We start from the raw sequence: 26,357 nt of genomic DNA on the forward strand, positions 1-26,357 counted from the left end.
TCTTGCACAAAAAAGGGCGGCTTCCAAATGGAGCCCGCCCTACTTCAAATCAAAAGGGGCCGGAAGACTGGCCGCCGGATACCACAAGGAATTACCCCGGCTTACATTACCGATCAGGCCCCTTCACTCGATCAGACCGCAGCCTGCCCCTCAGCCAGGAAGAACCAGGTTTCCAGTACCGAGTCCGGGTTCAACGAAACGCTTTCGATACCCTGCTCCATCAGCCACTTGGCCAGGTCCGGGTGGTCCGAAGGGCCCTGGCCGCAGATGCCGATGTACTTGCCGGCCTTGTTGCAGGCGGCGATAGCATTGGCCAGCAGCTTCTTGACCGCCGGGTTACGTTCGTCGAACAGGTGGGCGATGATCCCCGAATCGCGGTCCAGACCCAAGGTCAGTTGGGTCAGGTCGTTGGAGCCGATGGAGAAGCCGTCGAAGAACTCGAGGAATTCTTCGGCCAGGATCGCGTTGGACGGCAGTTCGCACATCATGATGACGCGCAGGCCATTCTGGCTACGGGCCAGGCCGTTTTCCGCCAACAGGTCGACCACTTGGCTCGCCTCGCCGAGGGTGCGCACGAACGGCACCATGATCTCGACGTTGGTCAGGCCCATCTCGTTACGCACGCGCTTGAGGGCACGGCATTCGAGTTCGAAGCAATCGCGGAACGATTCGCTGATGTAGCGCGACGCACCACGGAAGCCCAGCATCGGGTTCTCTTCTTCGGGCTCGTAGAGTTTGCCACCGATCAGGTTGGCGTATTCGTTGGACTTGAAGTCCGACAGCCGCACGATGACTTTCTTCGGCCAGAACGCCGCCGCCAGGGTGCTGATGCCTTCCACGAGCTTCTCGACGTAGAAACCGACCGGGTCGTCGTAGCCGGCAATGCGCTTGTCGACGCTGTCCTTGATGTCCTGTGGCAGGCCGTCATAGTTCAGCAGTGCCTTGGGGTGCACGCCGATCATGCGGTTGATGATGAACTCCAGGCGGGCCAGGCCCACGCCGGCGTTCGGCAGCTGCGCGAAGTCGAAGGCACGGTCCGGGTTGCCGACGTTCATCATGATCTTGAACGGCAGCTCCGGCATGGCGTCCACGGAGTTCTTCTTGATGTCGAAGCCCAACTCGCCTTCGAAGATGTAGCCGGTGTCGCCTTCGGCGCAGGAAACGGTCACGCCCTGGCCGTCCTTGAGCAGTTCGGTGGCATTGCCGCAACCGACCACGGCCGGAATGCCCAGCTCACGGGCGATGATCGCCGCGTGGCAAGTGCGTCCACCGCGGTTGGTGACAATGGCGCTGGCGCGCTTCATCACCGGTTCCCAGTCCGGATCGGTCATGTCGGAGACCAGCACGTCGCCGGCCTGGACCTTGTCCATCTCCGAGACGTCCTTGATGATCCGCACCTTGCCGGCGCCGATGCGCTGGCCGATTGCGCGGCCTTCCACCAGCACGGTGCCGGTTTCCTTGAGCAGGTAGCGCTCCATGACGTTGGCCTGGGTGCGGCTCTTCACGGTTTCCGGACGGGCCTGCACGATGTACAGCTTGCCGTCGTCGCCGTCCTTGGCCCACTCGATGTCCATCGGGCACTTGTAGTGCTTCTCGATGATCATCGCCTGCTTGGCCAGCTCGCTGACTTCGGCGTCGGTCAAGCAGAAGCGCGCGCGATCAGCCTTGTCGACATCGACGGTCTTGACCGAACGACCGGCCTTGGCTTCGTCGCCGTAGACCATCTTGATGGCCTTGCTGCCCAGGTTGCGGCGCAGGATGGCCGGACGACCGGCTTCCAGGGTGCCCTTGTGGACATAGAATTCATCGGGGTTCACCGCGCCTTGCACGACGGTTTCACCCAGGCCATAGGCGCCGGTGATGAACACGACGTCACGAAAGCCCGACTCGGTGTCGAGGGTGAACATCACGCCGGCGGTGCCGGTTTCGGAGCGGACCATGCGCTGCACACCGGCGGACAGGGCGACCAGTTTGTGGTCGAAGCCCTGATGCACGCGGTAGGAAATGGCACGGTCGTTGAAAAGGGAGGCGAAGACTTCCTTGGCGGCTCGGATGACGTTTTCCACGCCACGGATATTCAGGAAAGTCTCCTGCTGGCCGGCGAACGAGGCGTCCGGCAAGTCTTCGGCGGTGGCCGAGGAGCGTACGGCGACAGCGATGTCGGGGTTGCCTTCGGAGAGCTTGGCAAAAGCCGTGCGGATTTCGCTGTTCAGCTTCTCGGGAAACTCGGCTTCCATGATCCATTGGCGGATCTGGGCACCGGTCTTGGCCAGGGCATTGACGTCATCGACGTCCAGGGCGTCGAGCGCATCGTGGATCTGCTGGTTCAGGCCGCTCAGTTCCAGGAAGTCACGATAAGCCTGGGCGGTCGTGGCGAAGCCACCCGGCACCGATACTCCGGCGCCCGCGAGGTTACTGATCATCTCGCCCAGGGATGCGTTCTTGCCCCCCACATGCTCTACATCATGGACGCCGAGCTTATCGAGGGAAACTACGTACTCTACCAAGGTGATCTCTCCACTGACTGTGTTGGAAAAGCTCAAGGTACCGGCGGCTCCAGGGGAGCGCTCACCGGCGATATGGCCTGGACCTGGAAAATAAGTGAGAATGCGGGCCACGGGCGGCCGGCAAATCGCGCCTATCATATCCAAGAATCGTGACTAGCTCACTAGCTTAAGGCCCAAGGCGCAAATGAAACGATCTGCTTTCTTTATCTCCGACGGCACCGGCATCACGGCCGAAACGCTGGGCCAGAGCCTGTTGGCGCAGTTCGAAAACATTACCTTCACCAAGCTGACACGCCCCTACATAGACAGCGTCGACAAGGCGCGGGCCATGGTACAGCAAATCAATAAAGCCGCCGAAAACGACGGTTTTCGCCCGATTATCTTCGACACCATCGTCAATCAGGACATCCGTGAGATTCTCGCAACGTCCAATGGTTTCATGATCGACATTTTTTCCACGTTCCTGGCGCCCCTGGAACAGGAACTGAGCGAACATTCTTCCTATTCGGTCGGCAAGTCCCATTCCATTGGTCACAACTCCAACTACATGGAGCGGATCGAGGCGGTCAACTTTGCGCTGGACAACGATGACGGCGCCCGCACGCATTATTACGACAAGGCCGACCTGATCCTAGTGGGTGTGTCGCGGTGTGGTAAGACGCCGACGTGTCTGTACATGGCGATGCAATTCGGCATCCGCGCGGCCAACTATCCGTTGACCGAAGACGACATGGAGCGCCTGCAACTGCCCAATGCGTTGCGCGCCCACCAGCACAAACTGTTCGGCCTGACCATCGACCCGGACCGCCTCACCGCGATCCGCAACGAACGCAAGCCCAACAGCCGCTATTCGAGCTACGCCCAGTGTGAGTTCGAAGTGCGCGAAGTGGAAAACCTGTTCCGGCGGGAGAACATTCCCCATATCAACTCCACGCATTTTTCCGTGGAAGAGATATCGGCGAAGATCCTGGTGGAGAAAGGCGTGGAGCGGCGGTTCAAATAAAACCCGCAACGCCACAAAGCCCTGCGGGAGCGAGCCTGCTCGCGATAGCATCACCTTGGTCTGACTGAAAGACCCAGTTGCCTGCATCGCGAGCAGGCTCGCTCCCACATGTGTCCGCGGTCTACTGCGCTAATGCCGCCTGCTCGTCCATCTTCTTGCGCAAACTCAACGGGCGCATGTCGGTCCAGACCTCTTCGATATACGCCAGGCATTCCTTCTTGAAGCCGCTTTTGCCGACCGTACGCCAGCCTTCCGGGATGGCTTTGTAGTCCGGCCAGATCGAATATTGTTCTTCGTGGTTGACCACGACCTGGAAGAGGATGTCCTCGCGATCGAATACTGAAGTCATGGTGTTTCTCCGTCATTGCTCAAGGTTCGCCGCGCCACGGGCGCAGCCAAGGTATGAAAGGAACGTACCGGGCCGAGGGAAAATTAGGCATCGGCCACGGCGGCTTCCAGGGCGCGCCGGAAAATGTCGGCGACCCGATCGATTTCCGTCGCCGTGATAATCAATGGCGGCAGGAACCGCACCACGCCGCCCTGTCGGCCGCCCAATTCCAGGATCAGCCCACGCTTGAGGCACTCGCGCTGCAAGCGTGGCGCCAGACGCGCATGCACCGGTGGGTGACCCTGGGTGTCCGGCACGCCCGCAGGGTCGACCAACTCGACGCCGAGCATCAGGCCGCGACCGCGAATATCGCCCATCTGCGGGAAATCCCGTTGCAGGATTAGCAAATGCTCGCTCAAGCGCTCGCCCATGGCGGTGGCGTGGGCCGGCAGGTCGTGTTCCACCAGATAACGCATCACAGCGCAACCGGCTGCCATGGCCATCTGGTTGCCCCGGAACGTGCCGGCATGGGCGCCCGGCGCCCAGGTGTCGAGCCAGTCGCGATACACCACGACCGCCAGCGGCAGGCTGCCGCCGATGGCCTTGGACAGCACGACCACGTCCGGGACGATTCCGGCATGCTCGAAGGCGAACATCTTACCGGTCCGGCCGAAGCCACTCTGGATTTCATCGACAATCAACGCCACCCCGGCCTGCTCGGTGATCCGCCGCAAGCCACGCAGCCAGTCGAGGTCGGCCGGTACGACGCCGCCCTCGCCCTGCACCACTTCGACGATGACGGCCGCTGGCAATTGCACGCCGGCCTCCGGATCGTTCAGCAGGTTTTGCAGATAATGCAGGTTGGCCTTGACGCCTTCCGCGCCGCCCAAACCGAACGGGCAGCGGTAATCGTAGGGATACGGCATGAACTGCACGCCGTTGCTGAGCAAGGCGCCCAAGGGCTTCTTCGGCCCCAGGCTGCCCATCAGGCTCAACGCACCCTGGCTCATTCCGTGATAGCCGCCCTGGAACGACAGCACCGTGCTACGCCCCGTCGCGGTACGTACCAGCTTGAGCGCCGCTTCTACGGCGTCGGTGCCGGTGGGGCCGCAGAACTGGATCTTCGCCTCGGCGACCAGGGCTGCCGGCAACAGGCCGAACAGATCCTGGACAAAGCGGTCCTTCACCGGCGTGGTCAGGTCCAGGGTATGCAGGGGCAGTTCATCGGCAAGCACTTGCCGGATCGCCTCGATCACTACCGGGTGGTTGTGCCCGAGCGCCAGCGTGCCGGCGCCAGCCAGGCAATCGATGAAAGTACGGCCCTCGACGTCTTCGACGTACAGCCCCTTGGCGCGTTTGAGCGCCAGGGGTATGCGTCGGGGATAACTGCGTGCATTGGATTCCTGGCGGTTCTGGCGCGCCAGCAACGGTGATTCGTCGAATTGGTAAAGCGTCTCGACCGGCGTGGAGCCGCCTCGTACTGTCGACGCTTCGATAGGACTTGTGACTGACATGTTCTCGACCCCGCAATGAGTGACCAAACGGCGCACCGGGCAGGTGCGCATTCGCAGCGCACATGCAGGTTTCCTGTTGTGGGAACGCATCAGCGAGGCACGGATTTACTGCCTCGGGCTATCTACTGAGTCAAAGAGGCTTGCAGCGGCACGGTCAGCTCGACCCGCAGCCCGTCCGGGCGGCTATCGAACTGCAAGCCGCAGCCGCATCGCTGAACGATGGCCTGGACGATCGCCAGCCCCAACCCGCAACCTTCGCTCTGCCCAGTGCGCCAGAAGCGCTGCGTCAGGTGCTGGACATCGTCGGCGGCAATGCCGGGCCCGTGGTCGCGTACCTGGAAACGCACGCGCTGGCCCACCATTTCCAGGTTCAGCTCGACGTCAGTATCGTCCGGGGTATGGCGCAAGGCGTTGTCCAACAGATTGCGCAGCGCGGCTATGGACAAGACCGCCGGCATCTGGACCGGCGCATCGGACAATTGCGGCGAGACATGCAGCCTGATTCGCTGGGGAGCGCCATTGGCCGCGTCCTGGATAGCCAGCCGCGCGACTTGCGCGGCATTGCATTGCACACCGTCGTCGAACGACAGGCTGCCCTCGACCCGGGCCAGCAACAACAATTGTTCCAGGGTACGGTGCAACCGATCGGCGCCCTCCTCCGCCCGCGCCAGGGACTGGTCGCGAGCGGCGCCGTCGGTCATGCGCGCCACCTGCAGGTGCGTCTTGATGGCGGTCAAGGGGCTGCGCAATTCATGGGCCGCGTCACCGGTCAGGCGGCGCTCACGTTCGATGGCCTTGCCGATGCGCAGCAGCAGCTGGTTCTGGGTTTCCAGCAAGGGTTGCAACTCGCTGGGCAACGGCTGGATCTGCAACGGCTCCAGGGAGTCCGCGTTACGCCGCGTCAACGCATCGCGCATGCGATTGAGCGGCGCCAAGCCCTGGCCGACGCCTAGCCACAACAGGCACAGGCAACCGAGCAACGCCACGCCGACCGGCACCGACGCCGCCAACAGCACCGACATGTTCAAGGCTTCGCGTTCAATCTGGCGGTCGGCGGTGGTGATACGCAAGTCGCCACGGGCCAGGGTGAAGCTGCGCCACGGCGCGCCATCGATCATCTGGTCATGAAAGCCCATCTTCTCGGCTTCCAGCGGTTGTCCCGGGGTGTCGTGGCTGCGTGCCAGGATTTCGCCCCGCAACGAGGTAACCTGACAAGCCATGCCCCCCGGGACGCTCAGTTGTTCGGCGCTGAAATGCGTACCCTCACCCTTGCTGGGCACCGGCGGCAATTGCTCCAGCAGCCCGGCGACCATCTGTGCCGAGGCGACCAGGCGCTGATCGAGAGAAAACATCATCTGATTGCGCAGGTCGCTGAGCATCCACGCCGCCGCCAAGGCCCAGATCAGGGCAAATGCCGCGCCCAGGGTCAGGCTCAAGCGCAGTCGCAGGCTCATCACTTGGAAGATTCCCCGCCGTCGGCCGGCCCCAGGCGATAGCCCAGCCCGCGCACCGTCTCGACAACGCCATTGCCCAGTTTGCGTCGCAGGTGGTGGATATGGACGTTGAGCGCATTGCTTTCCAGCTCGTCATTGAAGCCGTAGACGCTGTCCTTGAGTTGCTCGGTGGAGAGCACCCGGCCACGGCTGTGCAACAACGCCTGCAATAGCGCCTGCTCGCGCCGGGAGAGGTCAACCGGCTGGCCGTCCAGGGTGGTTTCCCGGCTGCTGGGGTCATACGTCAGGCGACCATGTTCGATCAGGTTGACGCTGCGCCCGGCAACGCGCCGCAACAACGTATGCAGGCGCGCCGCCAGCTCGCGCAGGTCGAAGGGCTTGAGCAGATAGTCATCGGCGCCGGCCTGCAAGCCGTCGACACGGTCGGTCACCGAGTCCCTCGCGGTCAGGATCAGCACCGGGATTTCCAGGCCCTGCTGGCGCAATTGCTTGAGCAGCTTGAGGCCATCTTCATCGGGCAAGCCGAGGTCCAGCACCATGACATCGAACGTCGCCACGCCGACCATGGCCCGCGCCGCCGATGCCGTGGCGACGTGCTCGACCGTCAGGCCTTGAGCCGTGAGCCCGGCCACGATGCCGCTGGCAATCAGCGCGTCATCTTCGCATACCAATACGTGCATGAACGCTCCATGGGCAAAAGCCGCGATTGAACCAAGTGAACATTAAGGCGCAATTATGGCAGCCCGCAAAGCCGTGGGTGCGAGGCATACCAGTAACCGTTGGAAACATTCGAATCCATCGCCATACATATATACCGCACCCGAATGGACCATCGCTTTTACTTTGGTACCCGCTGGACACATATTTTCCTTATTGAAGCAGGTATCCCAACATGTATACGCATACGAACGCGCTGCTCAGTTACGCCGACTTTGTCACCGCGATCCAAAACCTGGTCGACCATGTAAAAAAGCAACGAACAATGGCGACAAACGAGGGCCTGGAGTTATACAACCTGGGAGAATTCAACAGGGCGAAACTCCATCTATTGATAGCTGCCACGGATGGCAACAAAGAAGCGCAATATGCCTTGGCGGAGGTGCTGAGGCGTGACGCCGGAAACATGACCGAAGAGGCGCGAAACTGGTACCAAAAGGCTGCTGGTCAAGATCATTTCTACGCCCTGCTGCGACTGGCGGACGAAACGTCGTTGGCCAAGGCCAAGGCATTGGCTGAAGCCAACGCAGACCCGGCTGAGCGCCTGCTACAGCTTTACGAATTGACGGGGGACATCGAGTCGTTGAGAAAATCCGAGCGAGCCGGTTCCTCCGAGGCCAAATGTATCCTGGCTTACTTGTATGGAAGGGATGAAAAACTCGTCCCCTCCGGCCTCACCCCAACGGCTGAACAGACGAGACTCCTGCTGGAGGCCGCGATTGCGGGCTTGCCCAAAGCCATGGCGTGGTACCCCAGACTGTTAACAGTACGCGATAAGACAACCAGACGTGCCTGGCTGGAAAAGAGGCTTCAGCTCAATGATGTCAATGCCTTGCTGGACTACGCCTTTGCGATCTCGACGGAATACGACATGGACGAGGATGAACAGGAATACGGCTACGAAAAAGACCTTGTCAAAGCCTACGCTCTGCTCTGGCTGGTCAGTGATACAACGCGCCAATTCAAGCGCCACGCTGATACTGTCAAAAATCTCGCCCACCTCGAAGCGCAATTGACCGCGCAAGAAATCACCGACGCCAAGCAACAGGCCCAAGCGTGGAAACTGAGCCATCCCCCGATGTCCGAATACCGGTTAACCTATCAGGAATTCTGATTGGCCCGACGGGTGCCGGCACGTTTGTAGGCTGGCGTTAACTTAAGGTTAATCGCCAGCCGCCACTGTGCGCCTCACTCTCCTGGTTCTAAGGCTCTACCCCATGCGTCGATTGTTTTTGCTGTGGCTGTTTCTGATCTCGGGCCTGGCCCAGGCCGCCAATCCCTTCGAAACCAAGCCCGACTTCCTGCCGGTGGAAAAGGCATTCGTCTTTACTTCCGAACGCCTGGACTCCGGTGAAACCCAGTTGTTCTGGCAGATCGCCGACGGGTATTACCTGTATCAGCAGCGGCTCAAGTTCGATGGCCTGGCCGAAGCGCAGAAACCGAAGCTGCCCGAGGGCGAAGCCCACAGCGACGAGTTCTTCGGCGACCAGCAAGTCTACCGCCAGGCATTGGAGCTGAAGATTCCCGCCGGGGCTACCGGCAAGGTCAAGGTCGGTTTCCAGGGCTGCGCCGATGCGGGCCTGTGCTATCCGCCCCAGACCCAAATCGTAGACCTGGGCGGCGCCGCACCGGTGGCAAGCACTGGCGAGGCGCAAGACCAGGCGCTGGCCAACGGCTTGCAGCAGCGCGCGCTGGGCTGGAGCCTGCTGGTGTTCTTCGGCCTTGGGCTGTTGCTGGCGTTTACCCCTTGTTCGCTGCCGATGCTGCCAATCCTGGCGGGATTGGTGGTGGGTAGCGGCGCCGGGCCCCGGCGCGGCCTGGCGTTGGCCGGCAGCTACGTGATCAGCATGGCGATGGTGTACGCCGCCATGGGCGTGCTTGCCGCGCTGTTGGGAGCCAATCTGCAGGCATTGCTGCAACAGCCGTGGTTGCTGGGCACCTTCGCGGCCATCTTCGTTGTATTGGCACTGCCGATGTTTGGCTTTTTCGAACTGCAACTCCCAGCCGCCCTGCGCGATCGCTTGGAAAACGCCGGCCGCCAGCGCCGCGGTGGCAGCCTGGTGGGTGCCGGCGTTCTGGGAGCCCTGTCCGGTCTGTTGGTAGGGCCGTGCATGACTGCGCCGCTGGCCGGCGCGCTGTTGTACATCGCCCAGAGCGGCAACGCGCTGCATGGCGGCCTGATCCTGTTCACCATGGGTGTCGGCATGGGCCTGCCGCTGTTGTTGCTGGTGACCGTCGGCAATCGTTTCCTGCCCAAGCCAGGCGCCTGGATGAACCTGCTCAAGGGCGTATTCGGCTTCCTGTTCCTGGGTACCGCGTTGCTGATGATCCGCCCGGTCATCGACGGCTCGCTGTGGATCGGCCTTTGGGGCGCTCTGCTGCTGATTGCCGCTTACTGCGCCTGGCGCCAGACCCAGGGGTTCGGTCGCGCGCCCTATCTGTGGGGCAGCGTATCGCTGCTGTTCGGGTTGTGGGGAAGCCTGCTGGTGGTCGGGGCGGCGGGAGGCAGCGACGATCTGTTCAAGCCGCTGGAGGTCTACAGCGGTGCCCAGGGCAATGCGACTGCCCAGGCCCACGACGCCTTCATCACCGTCAGCGAGCCCGCCGCCCTGCAACGGGAATTGGACAGCGCCAAGGCCCAGGGCCAATGGGTCCTGCTGGACTACTACGCCGATTGGTGCGTGTCGTGCAAAATCATCGAGAAACAGGTGTTTGGCCGCGCCGAAGTCATGGCCGCGCTTAGCGACGTGCGCCTGCTGCGCCTGGACGTCACTGCCGACAACGCCGCCAGCCGAGCGCTGCTCCAGCGCTACCAGGTGCCGGGCCCGCCCAGCCTGCTGTGGATCGGGCCCGACGCAGAAGAACGCCGTGGCCAGCGCATCACGGGCGAGATCGATGCCAAAGGCTTCCTGGAGCGTTGGAACCTGACCCGGGATGCAGGCTGATGCTGACCTTTACCCTGGGCACCTTTGCCATCGCTATCCATCACCTCCTGTTGATCAGCGCGCTGGCATTGGCGACGTTCGTCGGCTGGCGAGTGGCCAAGCGCGGGGGCGAGAACCCCGAGTCGGTGCTGTTCGTGCTGTTTTTGCTCGGGCTGCTCGCCGCGCGAACAGGTTTTGTCGTGGCGTACTGGAACCATTATCGGGACGACCTCTGGCAGATCGTCGATCTGCGCGATGGCGGTTTCCTTGCATGGCCGGGGATATTGGTGCTGTTGGCCGCGGCGCTGCTGTGGGCGCGGCGCCGACCGACCCTGCGCCGGCCATTGGGCTTTGGTGTGGGCAGCGGCCTGCTGTTCTGGCTGGTGGCGACAATGTCATTGACCATCTATGACCAAGGCACGCGGTTGCCGGAGATCGAGCTGCGCAACGCCGACGGCCAAACGGTGAAACTTACCGACTATCAGGGCGGGCCTCTGGTGGTCAATCTGTGGGCCACCTGGTGCCCGCCCTGCCGTCGCGAAATGCCGGTGCTGGAAGCCGCTCAACTGGAACGCCCGGACTTGACTTTCCTGTTCGTCAATCAGGCCGAAAGCATGCATAGCGTCAGCACTTACCTCGCCACCCAGGGCCTGAGCCTGCACAACGTGCTGTTCGACGGCAGTGGCCGTCTCGCCCAGGCCGTCGGGTCAATGGCCTTGCCGACGACCCTGTTCTACGGCGCCGATGGCCGCCTGCTCGGCAGTCACCTGGGTGAACTGTCGGAAGCCAGCCTGGCCCGCGCCCTGGAAAATTTCGAAACGCCGGGTCCAACCTCGGCGATCCCACCTTCTACAAGGAAACTGCCATGCCCCGCCTCCACCACCTGCTGACCCTGGCTTTCGCCGGCGCGTTGCTGCAGGCACCGCTGCTTCACGCCGAAGAATTGCCAGCGGCCATCAAGAAGATCGAAGCCAAGGGCGCGAAAATCGTCGGTACCTTCCAAGCACCGGACGGCCTGCGCGGCTACGCGGCGCAATACCAGAACCGTGGGATGGCGCTGTACCTGACGCCGGACGGCAAACACGTCCTGCTGGGCAACCTGTACGACGCCGACGGCAAGGACTTGAGCGCCGAACCGCTGCAAAAACTGGTCTATGCCCCGATGGCCAAGGAAATCTGGGCGAAAATGGAGGCCAGCAACTGGATCGCCGACGGCAGCAAGGACGCACCGCGCACCGTGTACCTGTTCAGTGACCCCAATTGCCCGTATTGCAACATGTTCTGGGAACAGGCCCGGCCGTGGGTCAAGGCCGGCAAGGTGCAGTTGCGTCACATCATGGTGGGCATCATCCGCGAAGACAGCCCCGGCAAATCGGCCGCCCTGCTCGCGGCCAAGGCGCCGGAAAAGGCGCTGGCCGACCATGAGAAAGCCGGCAAGGGCAGCTCGCTCAAGCCGCTCAAGGAAATACCACCGGCCATCCAGGCGAAACTGGACGCCAATCAGCAATTGATGGACGAGTTGGAGCTGTCCTCCACTCCAGCCATTTTCTACCTCGATGACCAGGGCGAACTGCAACAGCAGCAAGGCGCGCCGTCGTCGGACAAACTGGTGAAGATTCTCGGGCCTAAGTGATCCGGAACACTGAACTGTGGCGAGGGGATTTATCCCCGCTGGGTCGCGAAGCGGCCCCAATCCTGTCGACTTGGTTTGGCAGCTTCACCGAGGTATCTGGTTTTGGGCTGCTGCGCAGCCCAGCGGGGATAAATCCCCTCGCCACAAAGTCAGTGCATCCGTTTCAGAAATCCCAACAACGCTTCAGTCACACATTCCGGATTCTCCAGGTTGGATATATGCCCCGCCTGCGCAATCAGCATGTGTTCGCAGCCGATCAGCTCGGCCATTTCCAGGGCCTCGGACGGTGGCCGCGGCTTGTCCTGGTCGCCACACATCACCAGCGTGCGCCTGGCATCCAGTTCAGGCAGGCGCGACAGGACGTCGTCCCGACCAAAAATGATCCGCCCCAACGGCACGATACTGTCCCTCAGGCGATCCGTTGGCAGCGCGGCCAAGGTGGCACGAAACTGCTGGTAGAGCGCCGACTGCGGATCGATGCCCGGCCGGAAGAAAATCGGCACGATGATATCCAGCAGCGGCTCGGGCACGCTGCCACTGGCCTCGATCTTGTCGAACAGTGAAAAATAATACTGGCGGGTCGGTTCCGGCTCTACCCCGACGTAGGTGTCCATCAACACCAGCGAACTCACTCGCTTAGGCGCTGCCAGCGCCAACCGCGCCCCCCACATTCCGCCCACCGACAGGCCGACCAGGTTGAAGCAGTCGATATCCAGGTGATCCATCAACGCCAGTGTCTGGCGGGACAAGTCGTCCAGTGAGGTCATGCCCTCGGGAAGTCGTCCGGATTGCCCGTGGCCCCATAGCTCCGGGACGATGACCCGATAGTGTTTCGACAGGGCATCGACCTGTGGCGCCCACATGCTCTGGTCCCACAAATAGCTGCTACCCAGCACCACTACCGGGCCTTGGCCCTGGTCCAGGTAATGGAGCGGTTGTCCGTCAATCGTTGCAAAGGGCATCGGTGACCTCCTTGTTTGGCAATGGAATGGCCCAGGGGAGACTGCCGTGACCCGCACTGAGCGTCAACCGCTGGCCTAAACCGCTTCGTAACGACCTGTAAGGTCTGACAGTAGATAAACGCAGCCACTGACGATAGCTCGACGGTTCGATCGCAAAACCGCGACAAAAGTCTCGCCCCCCATCGCGAGCAGGCTCGCTCACATTTTGATCTCTGGACTCCGATCCATTGTGGGAGCGAGCCTGTCGCGATGAGGCCGCTACAGGCATCACAGCACTACAACCCCTCCAACTCCGCCATCAGATCATTCAACCGGTCCACTTTCTCCTCGGTCATTTCGCTGGCTTGCAACCCCGCAATGTATTCAGCCAATTGCTCCACGGTGCTGCACTCGAACATCGCCCTGAGCGGCACGTTGCGTTGCAAGGCCTTCTGCACGCGGGAGGCAATTTGTGTCGCCAGCAAGGAGTGCCCGCCCAGCTCAAGGAAATTGTCCCGCGCCCCCACCCGCTCGACCTTCAACACTTCGGCCCAGATATCCGCCAGGGTCTGCTCCAGCGCATTGGCGGGCGCCTGGTAGTCGTGACCGTGCAACTGGCCGATTTCCAACGCCGGCAGCCCCTTGCGATCGAGCTTGCCGTTGGCATTGAGGGGCAAGCGGTCGAGCCACAGCCAGTGCAGCGGCACCATGTATTCGGGCAGCTCGCTGCGCAGGCGCTGTTTGATCCGATCCAGGCGTTCGCTCGGGCTGAGCGTCGAGTCGGCAGCAACCAGATAGCCCACCAGATGCTTGCCATTGACGCCCTCCTGCACCCCGACCGCCGCGTCGCGGACTTCGGGCTGCTCATGCAGCCGTGCTTCGATTTCCCCCAGTTCGATGCGGTAACCGCGGATCTTCACTTGATGATCGATGCGCCCGACGTATTCCAGCACGCCATCGCTGCGGCGGCGCGCCAGGTCGCCAGTGCGGTACAGCCGCTCGCCCGGTGCGCCGAACGGGTTGGGCACGAAGACCGGCGCCGTACGCAACGGATCGCTGACATAACCACGCCCCACTCCGGTGCCGGCGACGCACAACTCGCCCACCGCGCCCAATGGCACCAGTTCCAGCGCGCCGTCGAGCACGTACAAACGGTTGTTGTCGGTCGGCGTGCCGATGGGCAGGTAGGTGCCACGGGTCGAGGCCATGTCGACCCGGAAGAACGCCACGTCATCGGAACATTCCGCCGGTCCGTAGGCATTCACCAGGGCGATGTCGGGGTAACGCACCAGCCATTGATGGGCCAGCTCCGGTGGCATCGCTTCGCCGGTGGGCAGCATCCAGCGCAACCCATCCAGACCGGTGTGCTCCTGGGCGAGCATGCCCTGGATCAACGAAGGCACGCTTTCCAGCACGGTAATGCCCTGACGACCCACATGGTCCAACAGTCCTTGGGGATCGTGGGCGATGGCATTGGGCACGATGTCCACCCGGGCGCCGAACAACGGGGCGGTCAGGAACTGCCACACCGAAATATCGAAGCTCTGGGACGCGGTCTGGGCGATCACGTCCGTTTCATCCAGCGCCAGGTACGGCACTTTGCTGAGCTGGTTGTTGAGCATGCCGCGCTGCTGCACCATCACGCCTTTGGGCAAGCCGGTGGAGCCAGAGGTGTAGATCACATAGGCGAGGTTGTCCGGCCCGCTGTAAACGCCAGGATTGTCCACTGCCATATCACTGGCCTGGACGTCTTCCCAGACCAGCAGCTTCGGCCGCCCGGCACAGGCGAACTCTTCCAGCAAGGCCAACGCCTGTTCGCGACAAGCTCTCGTGCAGACCAGCAACGGCGTGCGGCTCAGCTCGATGATGCGGCTCAGGCGCTGGCTCGGCAGGCCTGGGTCCAGCGGCAGGTAACCGCCGCCGGCCTTGAAGCTGCCGATGATCATGCCCAGCAAGTCCAGGCCGCGCTCGGCCAGCAGCGCCACCGGCTGGTCGAGACCGACGCCCGCCTCGATCAGCCCATGACCGAGGCGGTTGCTGCGTACGTTCAACGCGGCGTAAGTCCAGCTGTCGTCCTGGCAACTGGCGGCAATGCGTTGCGGATGAGCCGCCACCCGGGCCTCGAACAGCTCCACGTAACTCTGCTCCAGCGGATAGGCACGTTCACTCTGGTTGCAGCCCTCGATGAGGAAAGTCTTTTCTTCAGACCCGATCAGCGCCAGCTCGGCCATGTCACCGTGGAAACCTTCGATCAACGCCAGCAGCAATCGCTTGAACTCACCCAGCAGCCCCTGGACCGTCGACTCATTGAAGTAACGCTGGTCGTAGGACAGGTGCAGTCCGAGATCGTCGCCCGGGTAACACACCGCCGTCAGCGGGAAGTTGGTGTGGGTGCGCCCTGAATCCGAGGTGGCGTTGAGGCTCTGGGCGCGGTCCAGCACCGAGACTTCCACCGGCGCGTTCTCGAACACGAACAGGCTGTCGAACAACGGCTGACCCTTGGGCAGTTCGCTGACCTCCTGGATGCTCACCAGCGGCAGGTATTCGTACTCGCGCAGTTGCATGTTGCTGTCCAGCAAACCGTTGAGCCATTGGCGCACGCTGCAACGCTGGTCATCCGACGGAATCTGCACTCGCAAGGCGACGCTGTTGATGAACAGCCCCACCGTGCGCTGCATGTGCGGCAGCTCCACCGGACGGCCGGCCACGGTGACGCCGAACAGCACGTCGCGATCGCCGCTGACCCTACGCAGCACCAAGGCCCACGCGGCCTGGGCGAAGGTATTGACGGTCAGCTGATGGGCCTGGGCCAGCTCGCGCAAACGCGCACCGTCTCGAACGTCGAGCCGGGTGTAGCAATCGCCGACGACCATGCCGCCGCTGTCACCGGCGTGCTCGCGCAGGAACGGTCGATCCGCGGGGATCGGCGTGGTCCGCTCGAAGCCTTGCAGGTTCTTCTGCCACCACTGCCGGGCTTCGGCCAGGCTCTGGTGTTGCAGCCAACCGATGTAGTCGCGATAGCGCGGCGGCACGGCCAGGTGGGGCTCGCGCTGTTCGCCAAGGGCCGTGTAGATTTCGAAGAAATCGTCCATCAGCAGCGAACGGCACCACGCATCGATGAGGATGTGGTGGTTGCTCATCATGAACCAGTAACGCGCCGCGCCAACCCGGATCAAGCGCAAGTGGAACGGCGCCTCGTTCAACAGATCGAAACCGGCCTCCCGTTCGCTCTTGAGCAGCGCCTGGAGTTTGGGCTCCTGGGCGTCGTCGGGTACTTGCGTCCAGTCGAGGTATTGCACCGGCGTGCGGCCGGGTTTGTGGATGACCTGCAGCATGTCTTCACCGACATTCCAGCAGAACGAGGCGCGCAAAGCTTCGTGACGGGCGATCACCGCCTGCCAGGCTTGGGCGAAACGCTGAGGGTCGAGTTCACTGTTGATGCGGTAGCGGTCCTGCATGTAGTACAGGCCCGTGCCCGGTTCCAGCAAGGTGTGCAGCAGCATGCCTTCCTGCATCGGCGTCAATGGGTAGACGTCTTCGATCTCCGCGGCCGGCACCGGCAGGTTGTCCAGTTGCGCCTGGGTCAGTTTCGCCAGCGGGAAGTCCGACGGCGTCAGGCCGCCCGCCTCGTCCGTCAAGCAGTGTTCGATCAAGTGCTGCAGTTCGTCGAGGTAAGCGTTGGCCAGCACGGCGATGCTCTGGCGGTCATGGCGCTCGGCACTGAAGGTCCAGCGCAGCGCCAGTTCGCCGCCGCTGACCTGGCAGTCGAGGCTCAGTTCGTTGGGCAGCGGAGCGTCGGGGTCGTGAATCGCGCCAAGCGGCTCGTCCAGCGGTTGGAACAGCGCGTCCTGGCCGAGGGCATGGTCGAGCTGGCCGAGGTAGTTGAAAGTGACCATCGCTTGCGGCAGGCCGGCCATCGCCTCGCGGGTGCCGCTGTCTGTCAGGTAACGCAGCACGCCATAGCCGAGGCCCTTATGGGGCACGGCGCGCAGTTGCTCCTTGATGGCTTTGATCGAGGTGCCGATATCATCGGCCGATGGGCTCAGGCGCAGCGGATAGACACTGGTAAACCATCCCACGGTGCGAGTCAGGTCGATGTCATCGAACAGCGCCTCGCGACCATGACCTTCGAGCTGGACCAACGCCGAATCGTGATTGCTCCAACGGCACAGCACCCGGGCCAGCGCCGTGAGCAACAGGTCATTGACCTGGGTGCGGTAGGCACTGGGCGCCTGTTGCAGCAATTGCCGGGTGCGCTCGGCGTCCAGGCGCAGGCTGACGATGTCGGCATGCCGTTCCTGCCGCCCGCCGTCGGGCCGCGCGCAAGGCAGTGTCACCTGCGGGCCACTTAACTGACCTTGCCACCAGCTCATTTCCTCGCGCAGGGATTCGCTACCGGCGTAGGCCCGCAAACGCGCGGCCCAATCACGCAAAGGGCTGGTCTTGGCTGGCAATTGCAGCGTTTGTCCGGCGACGCATTGGCGGTAAGCCGTTTGCAGATCGTCCATCAGCACCCGCCATGACACACCGTCCACCACCAGGTGGTGAATCGCGATCAGCAGGCGCTGCCGACCGTCCGGTAGCTGCGCCAGCACGGCCCGCAGCAGCGGCCCAGTCGCCAGTTCGAAGCCACGCTGAGCCTGGGCAAACACGGCTTCGCAGGCGTGCGGCGAGCCCACCGATACCGTCTCCAGCAGCGTTCCCTCGAACACTGGCTGATGCTCGGCGCGCCACTGACCGGCGCTGTTGCCAAAGCCCAGGCGCAAGGCGTCGTGCTGCTCGAAAACGGCGCGCAACGCTTGCTCCAGAGCATCCGCTTCCAAGGGCGTGGTCGGCTCCAGCAACAACGCCTGGTTCCAATGTTCACGGTTGGGTATTTCGTTGGCCAAGAACCAGTGCTGGATCGGCGTCAGCCCCGACTCACCGCTCAACAACCCTTGCTCGGCGCTCACCTGTTCGCTGCGAGTCGCGACCGCCGCCAGGGCCTGCACGGTCTGGTGCTGGAACAGGTCGCGTGGCGTGAAGTGGAGGCCCTGTTGCCGGGCCCGGCTGACGACCTGGATCGACAGGATCGAATCGCCGCCCAGCTCGAAGAAGTTGTCGTTGAGGCCGACCTGCTTCACGTTCAGCACGTCGCACCAGATTGCCGCCAGCGCTTGCTCCAAGGCATTGCTCGGCGCCACGTATTGTTGGCGATTGAGCTCCGGATCCGGCATCGGCAAGGCGCGGCGGTCGAGCTTGCCGTTGGCGGTCAGCGGCATGCTCGCCAGCAGGATCAAGTGCGCGGGCACCATGTAGTCCGGCAGTTGCGCCTTGAGGTGGTTCTTCAGCGCTTCGCGCAGCGCCGCTTGCCCGGCGGCGTCCTGAGCGGCGATGTCGGTGGCCAGATAACCGGCCAGTTGCTTGCCGCCGGGCATGTCCAGGGCCAGTACCACGGCCTCGCGCACGGCATCGTGCTCCAACAAACGGTTTTCGATTTCCCCCAGCTCGATGCGGAAACCCCGAATCTTCACCTGATGGTCGATGCGTCCAAGGTACTCCACCTGGCCGTCGGCGCGCTGGCGCACCAAATCGCCAGTGCGATACAACCGTCCGCCATGGGCGGCAAACGGGTCGGCGACGAAACGCTCGGCGGTCATGCCCGGGCGCTGGTGATAACCCTGGGCCAGCCCGGCGCCGCCAACGTACAACTCACCGGTCGCGCCCTGCGGCACCAATGCCAGGTCGGCGTCGAGAACGTAGGCGACCCGAGCCCCGATCACGCTGCCGATGGGCACGCTGCCGGCGCCCTCCTCCAGTCGCTCCGGGGCGAGGCTCGCCAGCGGCATGACCACCGTTTCGGTCGGGCCGTAGGCATTGAAGAATAGATCCGGGCTGAACGCGGCGCGGATGCGCTGCAAATGCTCGCCAGTCAGGGCCTCACCACCGGTGATGCACATGCGCACCGGCAGCGTCTGGCCCTGGGTCGCCAGCCATTGCGCCAATTGGCTGCCATAGCTGGGGGTGAAACCGAGGATATTGATGCGGTGTTGGCGAATCAGGCCGCAGATTTCCTCGGCATCCCACTGGCCCTGAGCGCGCAGCACCACGTGGGCCCCGCTGAGCAAGGGCACCAGCAAGCGCTCGGTGGCGGCGTCGAAATTGATCGAATAGAAATGCAGCTCGCAGTCTTCGGGGCGCATGCCGAAGCGCTGGATCACCGCCTGGCAATGCATGGCGATTTCGCCGTGGGACACCACCACACCCTTGGGTTTGCCGGTGGAGCCGGAGGTGTAGATCAAGTAAGCCTGGTGTTGCGGCAGATTGATCAGCCCTGGCGACTGGTCGGGGTAATCCGCCACGGCCGCGCTGTCGTCTTCCAGGCACCAGCGCTGCACGCCTTCCGGCAGTGGGCCTAGGGCCTGGAACATGGCCCGATCGCTGAGCAACAGACCGACGCCGCTGTCCTCGATCATGTAGAGCAAGCGGTCCAGCGGGTATTCCGGATCCAGCGGCACGTAGGCGCCACCCGCCTTGAGGATCGCCAGCAAGCCAACGACCATTTCCAGCGAGCGCTCCAAGGCCAGGCCCACGCGAACCTGAGGCCCGACACCACGTTCGCGCAACATCCAGGCCAGGCGATTGGCCCGGCGTTCGAGTTCGCCATAGGTCAGGGCTTGCTCGGCGAACGTCAGCGCCGGCGCGTCCGGGCGCACCCTGGCCTGTTCTTCGAACAATGAATGGATGCATCGATCCAGGCGATGCTCGCCCGGTTCTTCGCCCAGACTCCCGAGTAACTGCCGCTGTTCGCCGGCCTCCAGCAACGGCAGCTCGCTCAGCCGCCGGGCCGGATCCACCAGCAGCGCTTCCAACAGGTTGCGCCAGTGCCCGGCCATGCGGGCAATGCGTGGCTCGTCGAACAAATCGGTGCTGTAGGTCAGGCAGCAACCCAGGCGCCGATCCAGATCGGTGACTTCCAGGTTGAGGTCGAACTTGGTGGCCCGCGCATCGTTGACCAGATAGTCGACGCTCATGCCGGCCAGCGTGCGGCTTTGTTGGAATTCCCACCGCTGCACGTTGCACATCACCTGGAACAGCGGGTTGTACGCCGCGCTGCGCGGTGGCTGCAACGCTTCCACCAGATGATCGAACGGCAGGTCCTGGTGGGACTGGCCCTCGATCACGGTGTGGCGCACCTGCTCCAATAGCTCGCCAACGGACATCTGCCCGTCGAGTTGGCAACGCAGCACTTGGGTGTTGAGGAACGCGCCGATCAACCCTTCACTTTCCGGACGGATGCGGTTGGCCACCGGCGCGCCGATGCGCAGGTCGGTCTGGCCGCTGTAGCGATAGAGCAGCACGGCCAGGGCAGCGGTCATCGTCATGAAAAGGGTCAAGCCATGCTCGGCGTTGAAGGCACGAACCCGTGCGGCCAAGTCATCGCTGAGGTCGAAACGGAACAGTTCGCCGCGATGGCTTTGTACCGGCGGACGCGGGCGGTCCCCCGGCAATTCCAGCAAGGGATGTTCGCGGCCCAGCTGCGCGGTCCAGTAATCGAGTTGGCGTTGGCGCTCGCCGGATTCCAACCACTGGCGCTGCCAGGCGCTGTAGTCCAGGTACTGCACCGGCAACGGTTCCAGCGGCGACTCGCGATCATCGATAAAGGCTTCGTACAGCGCGCTTAGCTCCCGGGCGAAGATGTCCATCGCCCAGCCCTCGGTGACGATGTGATGCAGCGTCAGCACCAGGTAATGTTCGTGCTCGGCGGTCTTGACCAGGCAGGCCCGCAGCAGCGGCCCGGTTTCCAGGTCAAAGGGCTCGTGAGCTTCGCTGTCGGCCAGTTGCTGCACCCGTTGCTGGCGAATGTCGGCGTCGAGCATGGAGAAGTCCTTCCAGTCCATGCGCAGGCCCGTCTCGTCGTGTACGTGCTGGCGAGGCACGCCGTCGACGCTCGGGAACGTGGTGCGCAAGGTTTCATGGCGCAGGATCAACGCCTGCAACGCCGCTTCGAAGCGCCCGACATCCAGCACCCCGCGCAGCCGCGCCATGCCACCGACGTTGTAGGCCGGGCTATGCGGTTCCATCTGCCAGAGGAACCACATGCGTTGCTGGGAATAGGACAACGGCACCGGTTGGCTGCGGTCGACTTTCTCGATCGGCGGCTGACGGTTGGTCCGGCCGCTGGCCTGGATCAACCGCACTTGCTCGGCGAACGCTCCCAGCTCACTGGCTTCGAACAACGCACGCAACGGCAGCTCGACATCGCAGGCCTGGCGCGTACGGGAAATGATCTGGGTCGCCAGCAACGAATGGCCGCCCAGGGCGAAAAAATCGTCCCTCAAGCCGACGCGGGCAAGGCCCAGCACGTCGCGCCAGATCGCGGCGATCTGCTGTTCGAGAGCGCTGGCCGGTTCGACGTGTTCGCGCACCTGCCATTGCGGCTCGGGCAAGGCACGACGGTCGAGCTTGCCGCTCGGGCTCAGGGGCATGGCGTCCAGGCGCAGCAGTTGGGCGGGCACCATGTAGTCAGGCAGCTCACTGGCAAGGGCGTTTTTCAAGCGCGCGGCCTGGACGATATCGTCTTCATCAAGGACTGCTGCGGTGTAATAGCCGATCAACTGCGGACCGGCCGCCGTATCGCGCACCAGCACCGCCGCCTGGGCGACGCCGTCCTGGGCCAGCAACCGCGCCTCGATTTCCTGAGGTTCGACGCGGAAACCGCGCAGCTTCACCTGCTGATCGAGGCGGCCGAGGTATTCGATGACGCCGTCGGCACCCCAGCGCGCCCGGTCCCCGGTCCGGTAGAGCCGCGCGCCCGCCAGCCCTTGGGGGTCGGCGACGAAGCGCTCCGCGGTCAACCCGGGGCGCCCGAGGTAACCCCGGGCCAGGCCCAGGCCACCGATGCACAGCTCACCCGGCACGCCGGCGGGCACGGGATTGAGTTCACTGTCGAGGATGCGGCACAGCACGTTAGCCAAGGGCCGGCCGATGGGCGAGCGCTCGCCATCGTCTGCGGTGCAGTGCCAATGAGTGACGTTGATCGCGGTTTCGGTCGGGCCATAACGGTTGTGCAATTGCGCCGCCGGCAACTGCGCCAGCACCCGGTTACGCAATTCGGCTGGCAAGGCTTCGCCCCCGGAGAAAATCCGCCGCAGGCTGGTGCAACGGGCGCTCAACGGCTCGTCAATAAACAGGCTGAGCAACGGCGGGACGAAATGCAGCGTGGTTACGCCAAACTGTTCGACCAATTGAGCGATGCGGTGCGGGTCGCGGTGTTCCCCCGGGCCGGCCAGGACCAATCGGCTGCCGGTGATCAGCGGCCAGAAGCACTCCCACACCGACACGTCGAAACTGATCGGCGCCTTTTGCATCAACACGTCGGTTTCATCCAGCTCATAGGCGGCCTGCATCCACTGCAAGCGTTCAGCCAGGGCCGCGTGGGTATTGCCGACACCCTTGGGTTGGCCGGTCGAGCCGGAGGTGTAGATCACGTAGGCCAGATGATCGCCGTGCAGGTGCAACCGCGGCGGGTTGCTCGGCCATTGCTCCAGGTGCAGCGCATCCATGGCGATGACGCTGACGCCCTCGCAGGCCGGCAAGCGTTCGAGCAGCGCGGTTTGGGTCAGCAGCAGATCGACGCCGCTGTCGTGGAGCATGTAGGCCAGGCGTTCGCTCGGGTAATCGACATCCAGCGGCACGTAGGCGCCACCTGCCTTGATGATCGCCAGCACGCCAACAAGCAATTGCGGCGAGCGCTCGGCGGCAATCGCCACGCACACGTCCGGGCCCACGCCTTTGTCCCGAAGATAATGAGCCAGCCGATTGGCCTGGGCGTGCAGTTCAGCGTAGTCCAGCGAGCCGCCATCCCACTGCAATGCCCTGCGTTGCGGTGTGAGCCGGGCCTGGTCATTAAGCAGTTCCGGGAGCCATTGCGTGGCGGGCGCGCAGGGTGCCGCCGCCCAACGCTGCTGCTGGGCGAGTTCATCGGCGCTCAACAACGGCAAATCGCCCAGGGCCTGCTGCGGATCAGCGCAGACCGCCCGCAGCAAACTGCAAAAGTGCTCGGCCAGGCGCGCGACGGTTGCCGCCTCGAACAACTCGTCTGCGTAGTCGAACGACAGTGTCAGCCGACCGTTGCGGTCTTCTTCGCTGTGCAACTGCAGGTCGAACTTGGCCTCGCGGCTGTGCCATGGCAACTCATCCGCCAACAGTCCCGGCAGACGCCGCAACGCGCCGAGGTCCCGCTGCTGGTGGTTGAACATCACCTGGAACAGACCTTGATCGCGAGCCTGGGGAAAGGCTTCCAACAGCTGTTCGAAGGGCAGGTCCTGATGGGCCTGGGCGGCGAGCGTCGCCTCCCGGGCCTGGGCCAGCAGCGCGGCGAAGGGTTGACGCGAATCGGTTTGCGCACGCAGCACCTGAGTGTTGATGAAAAAACCGATCAAGCCTTGGGTTTCCAGGCGCGGGCGGTTGGCGTTGGGTACGCCGACGCGAATGTCGGACTGACCGGTGTAGCGCTGCAACAAGGCCTGGAACGCCGCCAGCAACAGCATGAACACCGTCGCGTCATGGGCCTGGGCGATCTGGCGCAGAGCATCACTGAGTGACTTGTCCACGCGCAGGCTATGGCGCGAGGCGCTGCGACGCAGTTGGGCACTGCGCGGGTGGTCGGTGCCCAGCGCCAGGGTCGGGTGCTCGTCGCCCAACTGCTGTTTCCAATACGCCAGTTGGCGATCGGCTTCGCCCTGGGCAAGCCATTGCCGTTGCCAACTGCCGTAGTCGGCGTATTGCAGCGGCAACGGCGCCAGCGCGGCGATTTGTCCTTGGGACGCTGCGGCGTACAGTCGCGAGAATTCTTCGATCAACACATTCATCGACCAGCCATCGGCAATGATGTGGTGCATCGTCACCAACAGCAGGTGATCGTCTTCCGCCAGGCGCAGCAAGGCGACCCGCAGCAGCGGGCCTTTTTCCAAGTCGAATTGAGTGGCTGCTTCGTCTTCGCGGATACGCTGGGCCTGGGCTTCGCGTTGATTGGTGGCCACGTCGCTGAGGTCGATCACCTGCAGATTGAACTCGCCGGCCGGATCGATCCGCTGCAGGGCCACGCCGTCGCGCTCCAGGAACCGTGTGCGCAAGGATTCATGGCGCTCGGTCAATTGTTGGAGGCTGGCGCGCAGCGCTTGTTCGTCCAACTCACCGCGCAGGCGCAGGGCGCCGGGGATGTTGTAGGCGCGGCTGGCAGGGTCCAGCTGCCAGGTCAGCCACAAACGGTTCTGGGCCAGGGACTGCGGCAGGGCTTCATCGCGCGCCAACGCTTTGATGGCGCCTTGGGCCTGGCCGCCGTCCTGTTGCAGATTTGCCACTGCCGTCGCGAACGCGTCCAGGGTTGGCGCTTCGAAGAGCAGGCGCAGGTTGAGTTCCAGACCAAGCACTTCACGCAGCCGTGCAATGACCTGGGTGGCTGCGATGGAGTTGCCGCCCAACAGGAAAAAATGATCGTCGCCACGAACCCGCTCAACGTGTAGCTGCTCGCACCAGAGGCGGCCGATCAGTTCTTGCAGCTCGGATGATGGCGCGGTTTCATCGCCGGTTTCAGCCTTGGCCGAGGGGAACCGTGCATAGCTGTCGAGGCTGGCGTCCGCCAACCGGGCGCGGCACGCCGAACGTTGCAGTTTGCCGCTGGACGTCTTGGGCAGCGCCCCCGGGTTGAGCAGCACCACCACGCTCGGCGCTTGCTGGCAGGCATCGGCCACGGCCTGGCGAATCGCGTTGATCAAGGCGTCGGGGGGCAGGATCTTCTGCACGCTGCGGCTGATTTCAGCAGCGATGCCGATGCCTTCCTCGCCCGCCTCATCGACGGCGAAGGCGGCAACCCGTCCTTTGCGCACCACTTCCACTTCCCGTTCGATGGTTTGCTCGATGTCCTGGGGGTAGAGGTTGTGCCCGCGCACGATCAGCATGTCCTTCAGGCGGCCGGTGATGTACAGCTCGCCTTCGCGCATAAAACCCAGGTCGCCGGTGCGCAGCCAAGTGCGGCCGTCATGCTGGACGAAGGTCTTGGCGCTGGCCTCGGGGTTGCGCCAGTAACCGTGGGCGATGCTCGGGCCGGCGGCCCAGACCTCGCCCACCTGGCTGTCGGCCAGCGGTTGCAGGGTGTTGGGTTCGACAATCAGCACCGCATGATCCGGCTGGCTCACGCCACAACTCATCACCGCGCAGCCCTGCCCCGGCTCGGCACGGTTTCGCGTCAAGGCTGCATCGTCCATGCGCATCGATGGGATGCCTCGGCCACGTGGCGTGCCGGCCACGAACAACGTCGCCTCGGCGAGCCCGTAGGAGGCCATGAAACGGTCGGCCGTGAAGCCGCACGCAGCAAATTTCCCGGCAAAGCGCTCCAGGCTGTCGAGGCGGATCGGCTCGGAGCCGGAATAGGCCACGCGCCAGCCACTCAGGTCGAGGCGGCTCAGGGCGGACTCACTGACCCGTTCGCTGCACAAGCGATAGGCGAAGTCCGGGCCGCCGCTGATGGTGCCCCCGTACTCGCTGATCGCTTCGAGCCAACGCAACGGCCGGGCGAGGAAATAGGCCGGCGACATCAGCACGCAAGGCACGCCGCTGAAGATCGGCTGTAGCAAGCCGCCAATCAGGCCCATGTCGTGGTAAAGCGGCAGCCAGCTGACGATGACATCGTCGGGGTTCACATCGATGCCGAAGCCACGGCGGATCAACAGTTCATTGGCGACCAGGTTGCCGTGGCTGACCTGCACGCCCTTTGGCAAGGCGGTGGAACCGGAGGTGTATTGCAGGAAAGCAATGTCATCGCGTTGCAGCTGCGGCGCTTGCCATTGCTCGGCGCGGGTCGGATCGAGCGTATCGACGCACAGCACCGGCGGTGCCGATTCGATGGCTTGCAAGGTGTCGCGCAGGTCAGCGGTGGTCAGCAACAGCCGCGGTTCGGCATCGGCGATGATCGACAGCAAGCGCTCCTGATGATGCCGACGGGAGGATTCCGGCGGATAGGCCGGTACGGCGATCACGCCGGCATACAGGCAACCGAAGAATGCCGCGACATAATCCGGGCCGCTGGGGAACAACAGCACCGCTCGATCAGCGAATCGGGCCTCGGCCTGCAAGGCGGCGGCGATGGTCCGGGCGCGTTGATCCAGGTCGCGATAACTCAACACCACGCCCTGCTCCGGGGTATCGGCCAGGAAGCGCAAGGCCACCTGATCCGGGGTCAACGCGGCGCGGCGCTGGAGTGCGTGAGCCAGGGTGCGGGGAAGTTCGAACGCGTCGGTCATGGGGGGTTCCTGCCTGAAATTCGGCTTGCAAGTGGTCACCCATGGGGACGGAT

The 26,357-nt window shown here is 63.5% G+C and carries 12 protein-coding genes; 5 read left to right on the forward strand and 7 right to left on the reverse strand.

The window, feature by feature from the left end; genetic code table 11:
* Positions 1 to 131 precede the first annotated feature (131 nt).
* A complete protein-coding gene (gene ppsA, locus J3P90_RS17250) occupies positions 132 to 2,507 on the reverse strand; it encodes a phosphoenolpyruvate synthase (protein ID WP_434676587.1) in 2,376 nt (791 codons plus the stop codon).
* A gap of 184 nt (positions 2,508 to 2,691) precedes the next feature.
* Between ppsA and ppsR the strand changes: the two genes are divergently transcribed.
* Positions 2,692 to 3,510 (forward strand): posphoenolpyruvate synthetase regulatory kinase/phosphorylase PpsR, encoded by an 819-nt coding sequence (ppsR, locus tag J3P90_RS17255; protein ID WP_420764752.1) that lies wholly within the window; start codon positions 2,692 to 2,694, stop codon positions 3,508 to 3,510.
* 121 nt (positions 3,511 to 3,631) lie between these two features.
* Here the strand turns inward: ppsR and J3P90_RS17260 are convergent, their stop codons facing one another.
* The 4 genes from J3P90_RS17260 to J3P90_RS17275 form a co-directional block, all read right to left on the reverse strand.
* Complete coding sequence (locus tag J3P90_RS17260) at positions 3,632 to 3,859, reverse strand: MbtH family protein (RefSeq protein WP_434610477.1); 228 nt, start codon at positions 3,857 to 3,859, stop codon at positions 3,632 to 3,634.
* A gap of 83 nt (positions 3,860 to 3,942) precedes the next feature.
* On the reverse strand, positions 3,943 to 5,352 hold the full coding sequence (locus J3P90_RS17265) for an aspartate aminotransferase family protein (RefSeq protein ID WP_434563195.1): 1,410 nt from the start codon (positions 5,350 to 5,352) through the stop codon (positions 3,943 to 3,945).
* A gap of 122 nt (positions 5,353 to 5,474) precedes the next feature.
* Complete coding sequence (locus tag J3P90_RS17270) at positions 5,475 to 6,806, reverse strand: ATP-binding protein (RefSeq protein WP_434610473.1); 1,332 nt, start codon at positions 6,804 to 6,806, stop codon at positions 5,475 to 5,477.
* Positions 6,806 to 7,486 carry a response regulator gene (locus J3P90_RS17275; protein ID WP_420764756.1) on the reverse strand — a complete coding sequence of 227 codons (681 nt, stop codon included), beginning with the start codon at positions 7,484 to 7,486 and terminating at the stop codon, positions 6,806 to 6,808. The genes J3P90_RS17270 and J3P90_RS17275 overlap by 1 nt, the downstream gene beginning before the upstream one ends.
* Before the next feature lie 212 nt (positions 7,487 to 7,698).
* Here J3P90_RS17275 and J3P90_RS17280 point away from each other — a divergent pair, with 212 nt between their 5' ends.
* From J3P90_RS17280 to dsbG, 4 genes are all read left to right on the forward strand, one after another.
* Positions 7,699 to 8,637: a sel1 repeat family protein gene (locus J3P90_RS17280; RefSeq protein WP_420764757.1), complete on the forward strand. Its 939-nt coding sequence runs from the start codon at positions 7,699 to 7,701 to the stop codon at positions 8,635 to 8,637.
* 103 nt (positions 8,638 to 8,740) lie between these two features.
* Complete coding sequence (dsbD, locus tag J3P90_RS17285; RefSeq protein WP_434675110.1) at positions 8,741 to 10,468, forward strand: protein-disulfide reductase DsbD; 1,728 nt, start codon at positions 8,741 to 8,743, stop codon at positions 10,466 to 10,468.
* Entirely contained in the window at positions 10,468 to 11,337 is an 870-nt protein-coding gene (locus J3P90_RS17290; RefSeq protein WP_434610468.1) for a TlpA family protein disulfide reductase, read from the forward strand. Before dsbD ends, J3P90_RS17290 begins: the two co-directional genes overlap by 1 nt.
* The gene (gene dsbG, locus J3P90_RS17295) at positions 11,313 to 12,080 is read left to right on the forward strand and encodes a thiol:disulfide interchange protein DsbG (protein WP_420764760.1); all 768 of its coding nucleotides are present in this window, start codon (positions 11,313 to 11,315) and stop codon (positions 12,078 to 12,080) included. Before J3P90_RS17290 ends, dsbG begins: the two co-directional genes overlap by 25 nt.
* 149 nt (positions 12,081 to 12,229) lie before the next feature.
* Here the strand turns inward: dsbG and J3P90_RS17300 are convergent, their stop codons facing one another.
* Positions 12,230 to 13,042, reverse strand: coding sequence for an alpha/beta fold hydrolase (locus J3P90_RS17300; RefSeq protein ID WP_434650455.1), 813 nt, complete (start codon positions 13,040 to 13,042; stop codon positions 12,230 to 12,232).
* A 275-nt stretch (positions 13,043 to 13,317) separates the two neighbouring features.
* Complete coding sequence (locus tag J3P90_RS17305; RefSeq protein WP_434675111.1) at positions 13,318 to 26,304, reverse strand: non-ribosomal peptide synthetase; 12,987 nt, start codon at positions 26,302 to 26,304, stop codon at positions 13,318 to 13,320.
* Positions 26,305 to 26,357 lie beyond the last annotated feature (53 nt).

Origin of the sequence: Pseudomonas sp. D3-10, assembly GCF_051132175.1 — a bacterium.
In the GTDB taxonomy this organism is placed as follows: Bacteria; Pseudomonadota; Gammaproteobacteria; order Pseudomonadales; family Pseudomonadaceae; genus Aquipseudomonas.

Excerpts from the sequence above, each read along its gene's own strand:
- J3P90_RS17280 (WP_420764757.1), top strand. The coding sequence starts at position 7,699 with ATGTATACGCATACGAACGCGCTGCTCAGTTACGCCGACTTTGTCACC.
- dsbD (WP_434675110.1), top strand. The coding sequence starts at position 8,741 with ATGCGTCGATTGTTTTTGCTGTGGCTGTTTCTGATCTCGGGCCTGGCC.
- J3P90_RS17265 (WP_434563195.1), bottom strand. The coding sequence starts at position 5,352 with ATGTCAGTCACAAGTCCTATCGAAGCGTCGACAGTACGAGGCGGCTCC.
- J3P90_RS17290 (WP_434610468.1), top strand. The coding sequence starts at position 10,468 with ATGCTGACCTTTACCCTGGGCACCTTTGCCATCGCTATCCATCACCTC.
- J3P90_RS17260 (WP_434610477.1), bottom strand. The coding sequence starts at position 3,859 with ATGACTTCAGTATTCGATCGCGAGGACATCCTCTTCCAGGTCGTGGTC.
- J3P90_RS17275 (WP_420764756.1), bottom strand. The coding sequence starts at position 7,486 with ATGCACGTATTGGTATGCGAAGATGACGCGCTGATTGCCAGCGGCATC.
- J3P90_RS17270 (WP_434610473.1), bottom strand. The coding sequence starts at position 6,806 with ATGAGCCTGCGACTGCGCTTGAGCCTGACCCTGGGCGCGGCATTTGCC.
- dsbG (WP_420764760.1), top strand. The coding sequence starts at position 11,313 with ATGCCCCGCCTCCACCACCTGCTGACCCTGGCTTTCGCCGGCGCGTTG.
- J3P90_RS17305 (WP_434675111.1), bottom strand. The coding sequence starts at position 26,304 with ATGACCGACGCGTTCGAACTTCCCCGCACCCTGGCTCACGCACTCCAG.
- ppsR (WP_420764752.1), top strand. The coding sequence starts at position 2,692 with ATGAAACGATCTGCTTTCTTTATCTCCGACGGCACCGGCATCACGGCC.
- J3P90_RS17300 (WP_434650455.1), bottom strand. The coding sequence starts at position 13,042 with ATGCCCTTTGCAACGATTGACGGACAACCGCTCCATTACCTGGACCAG.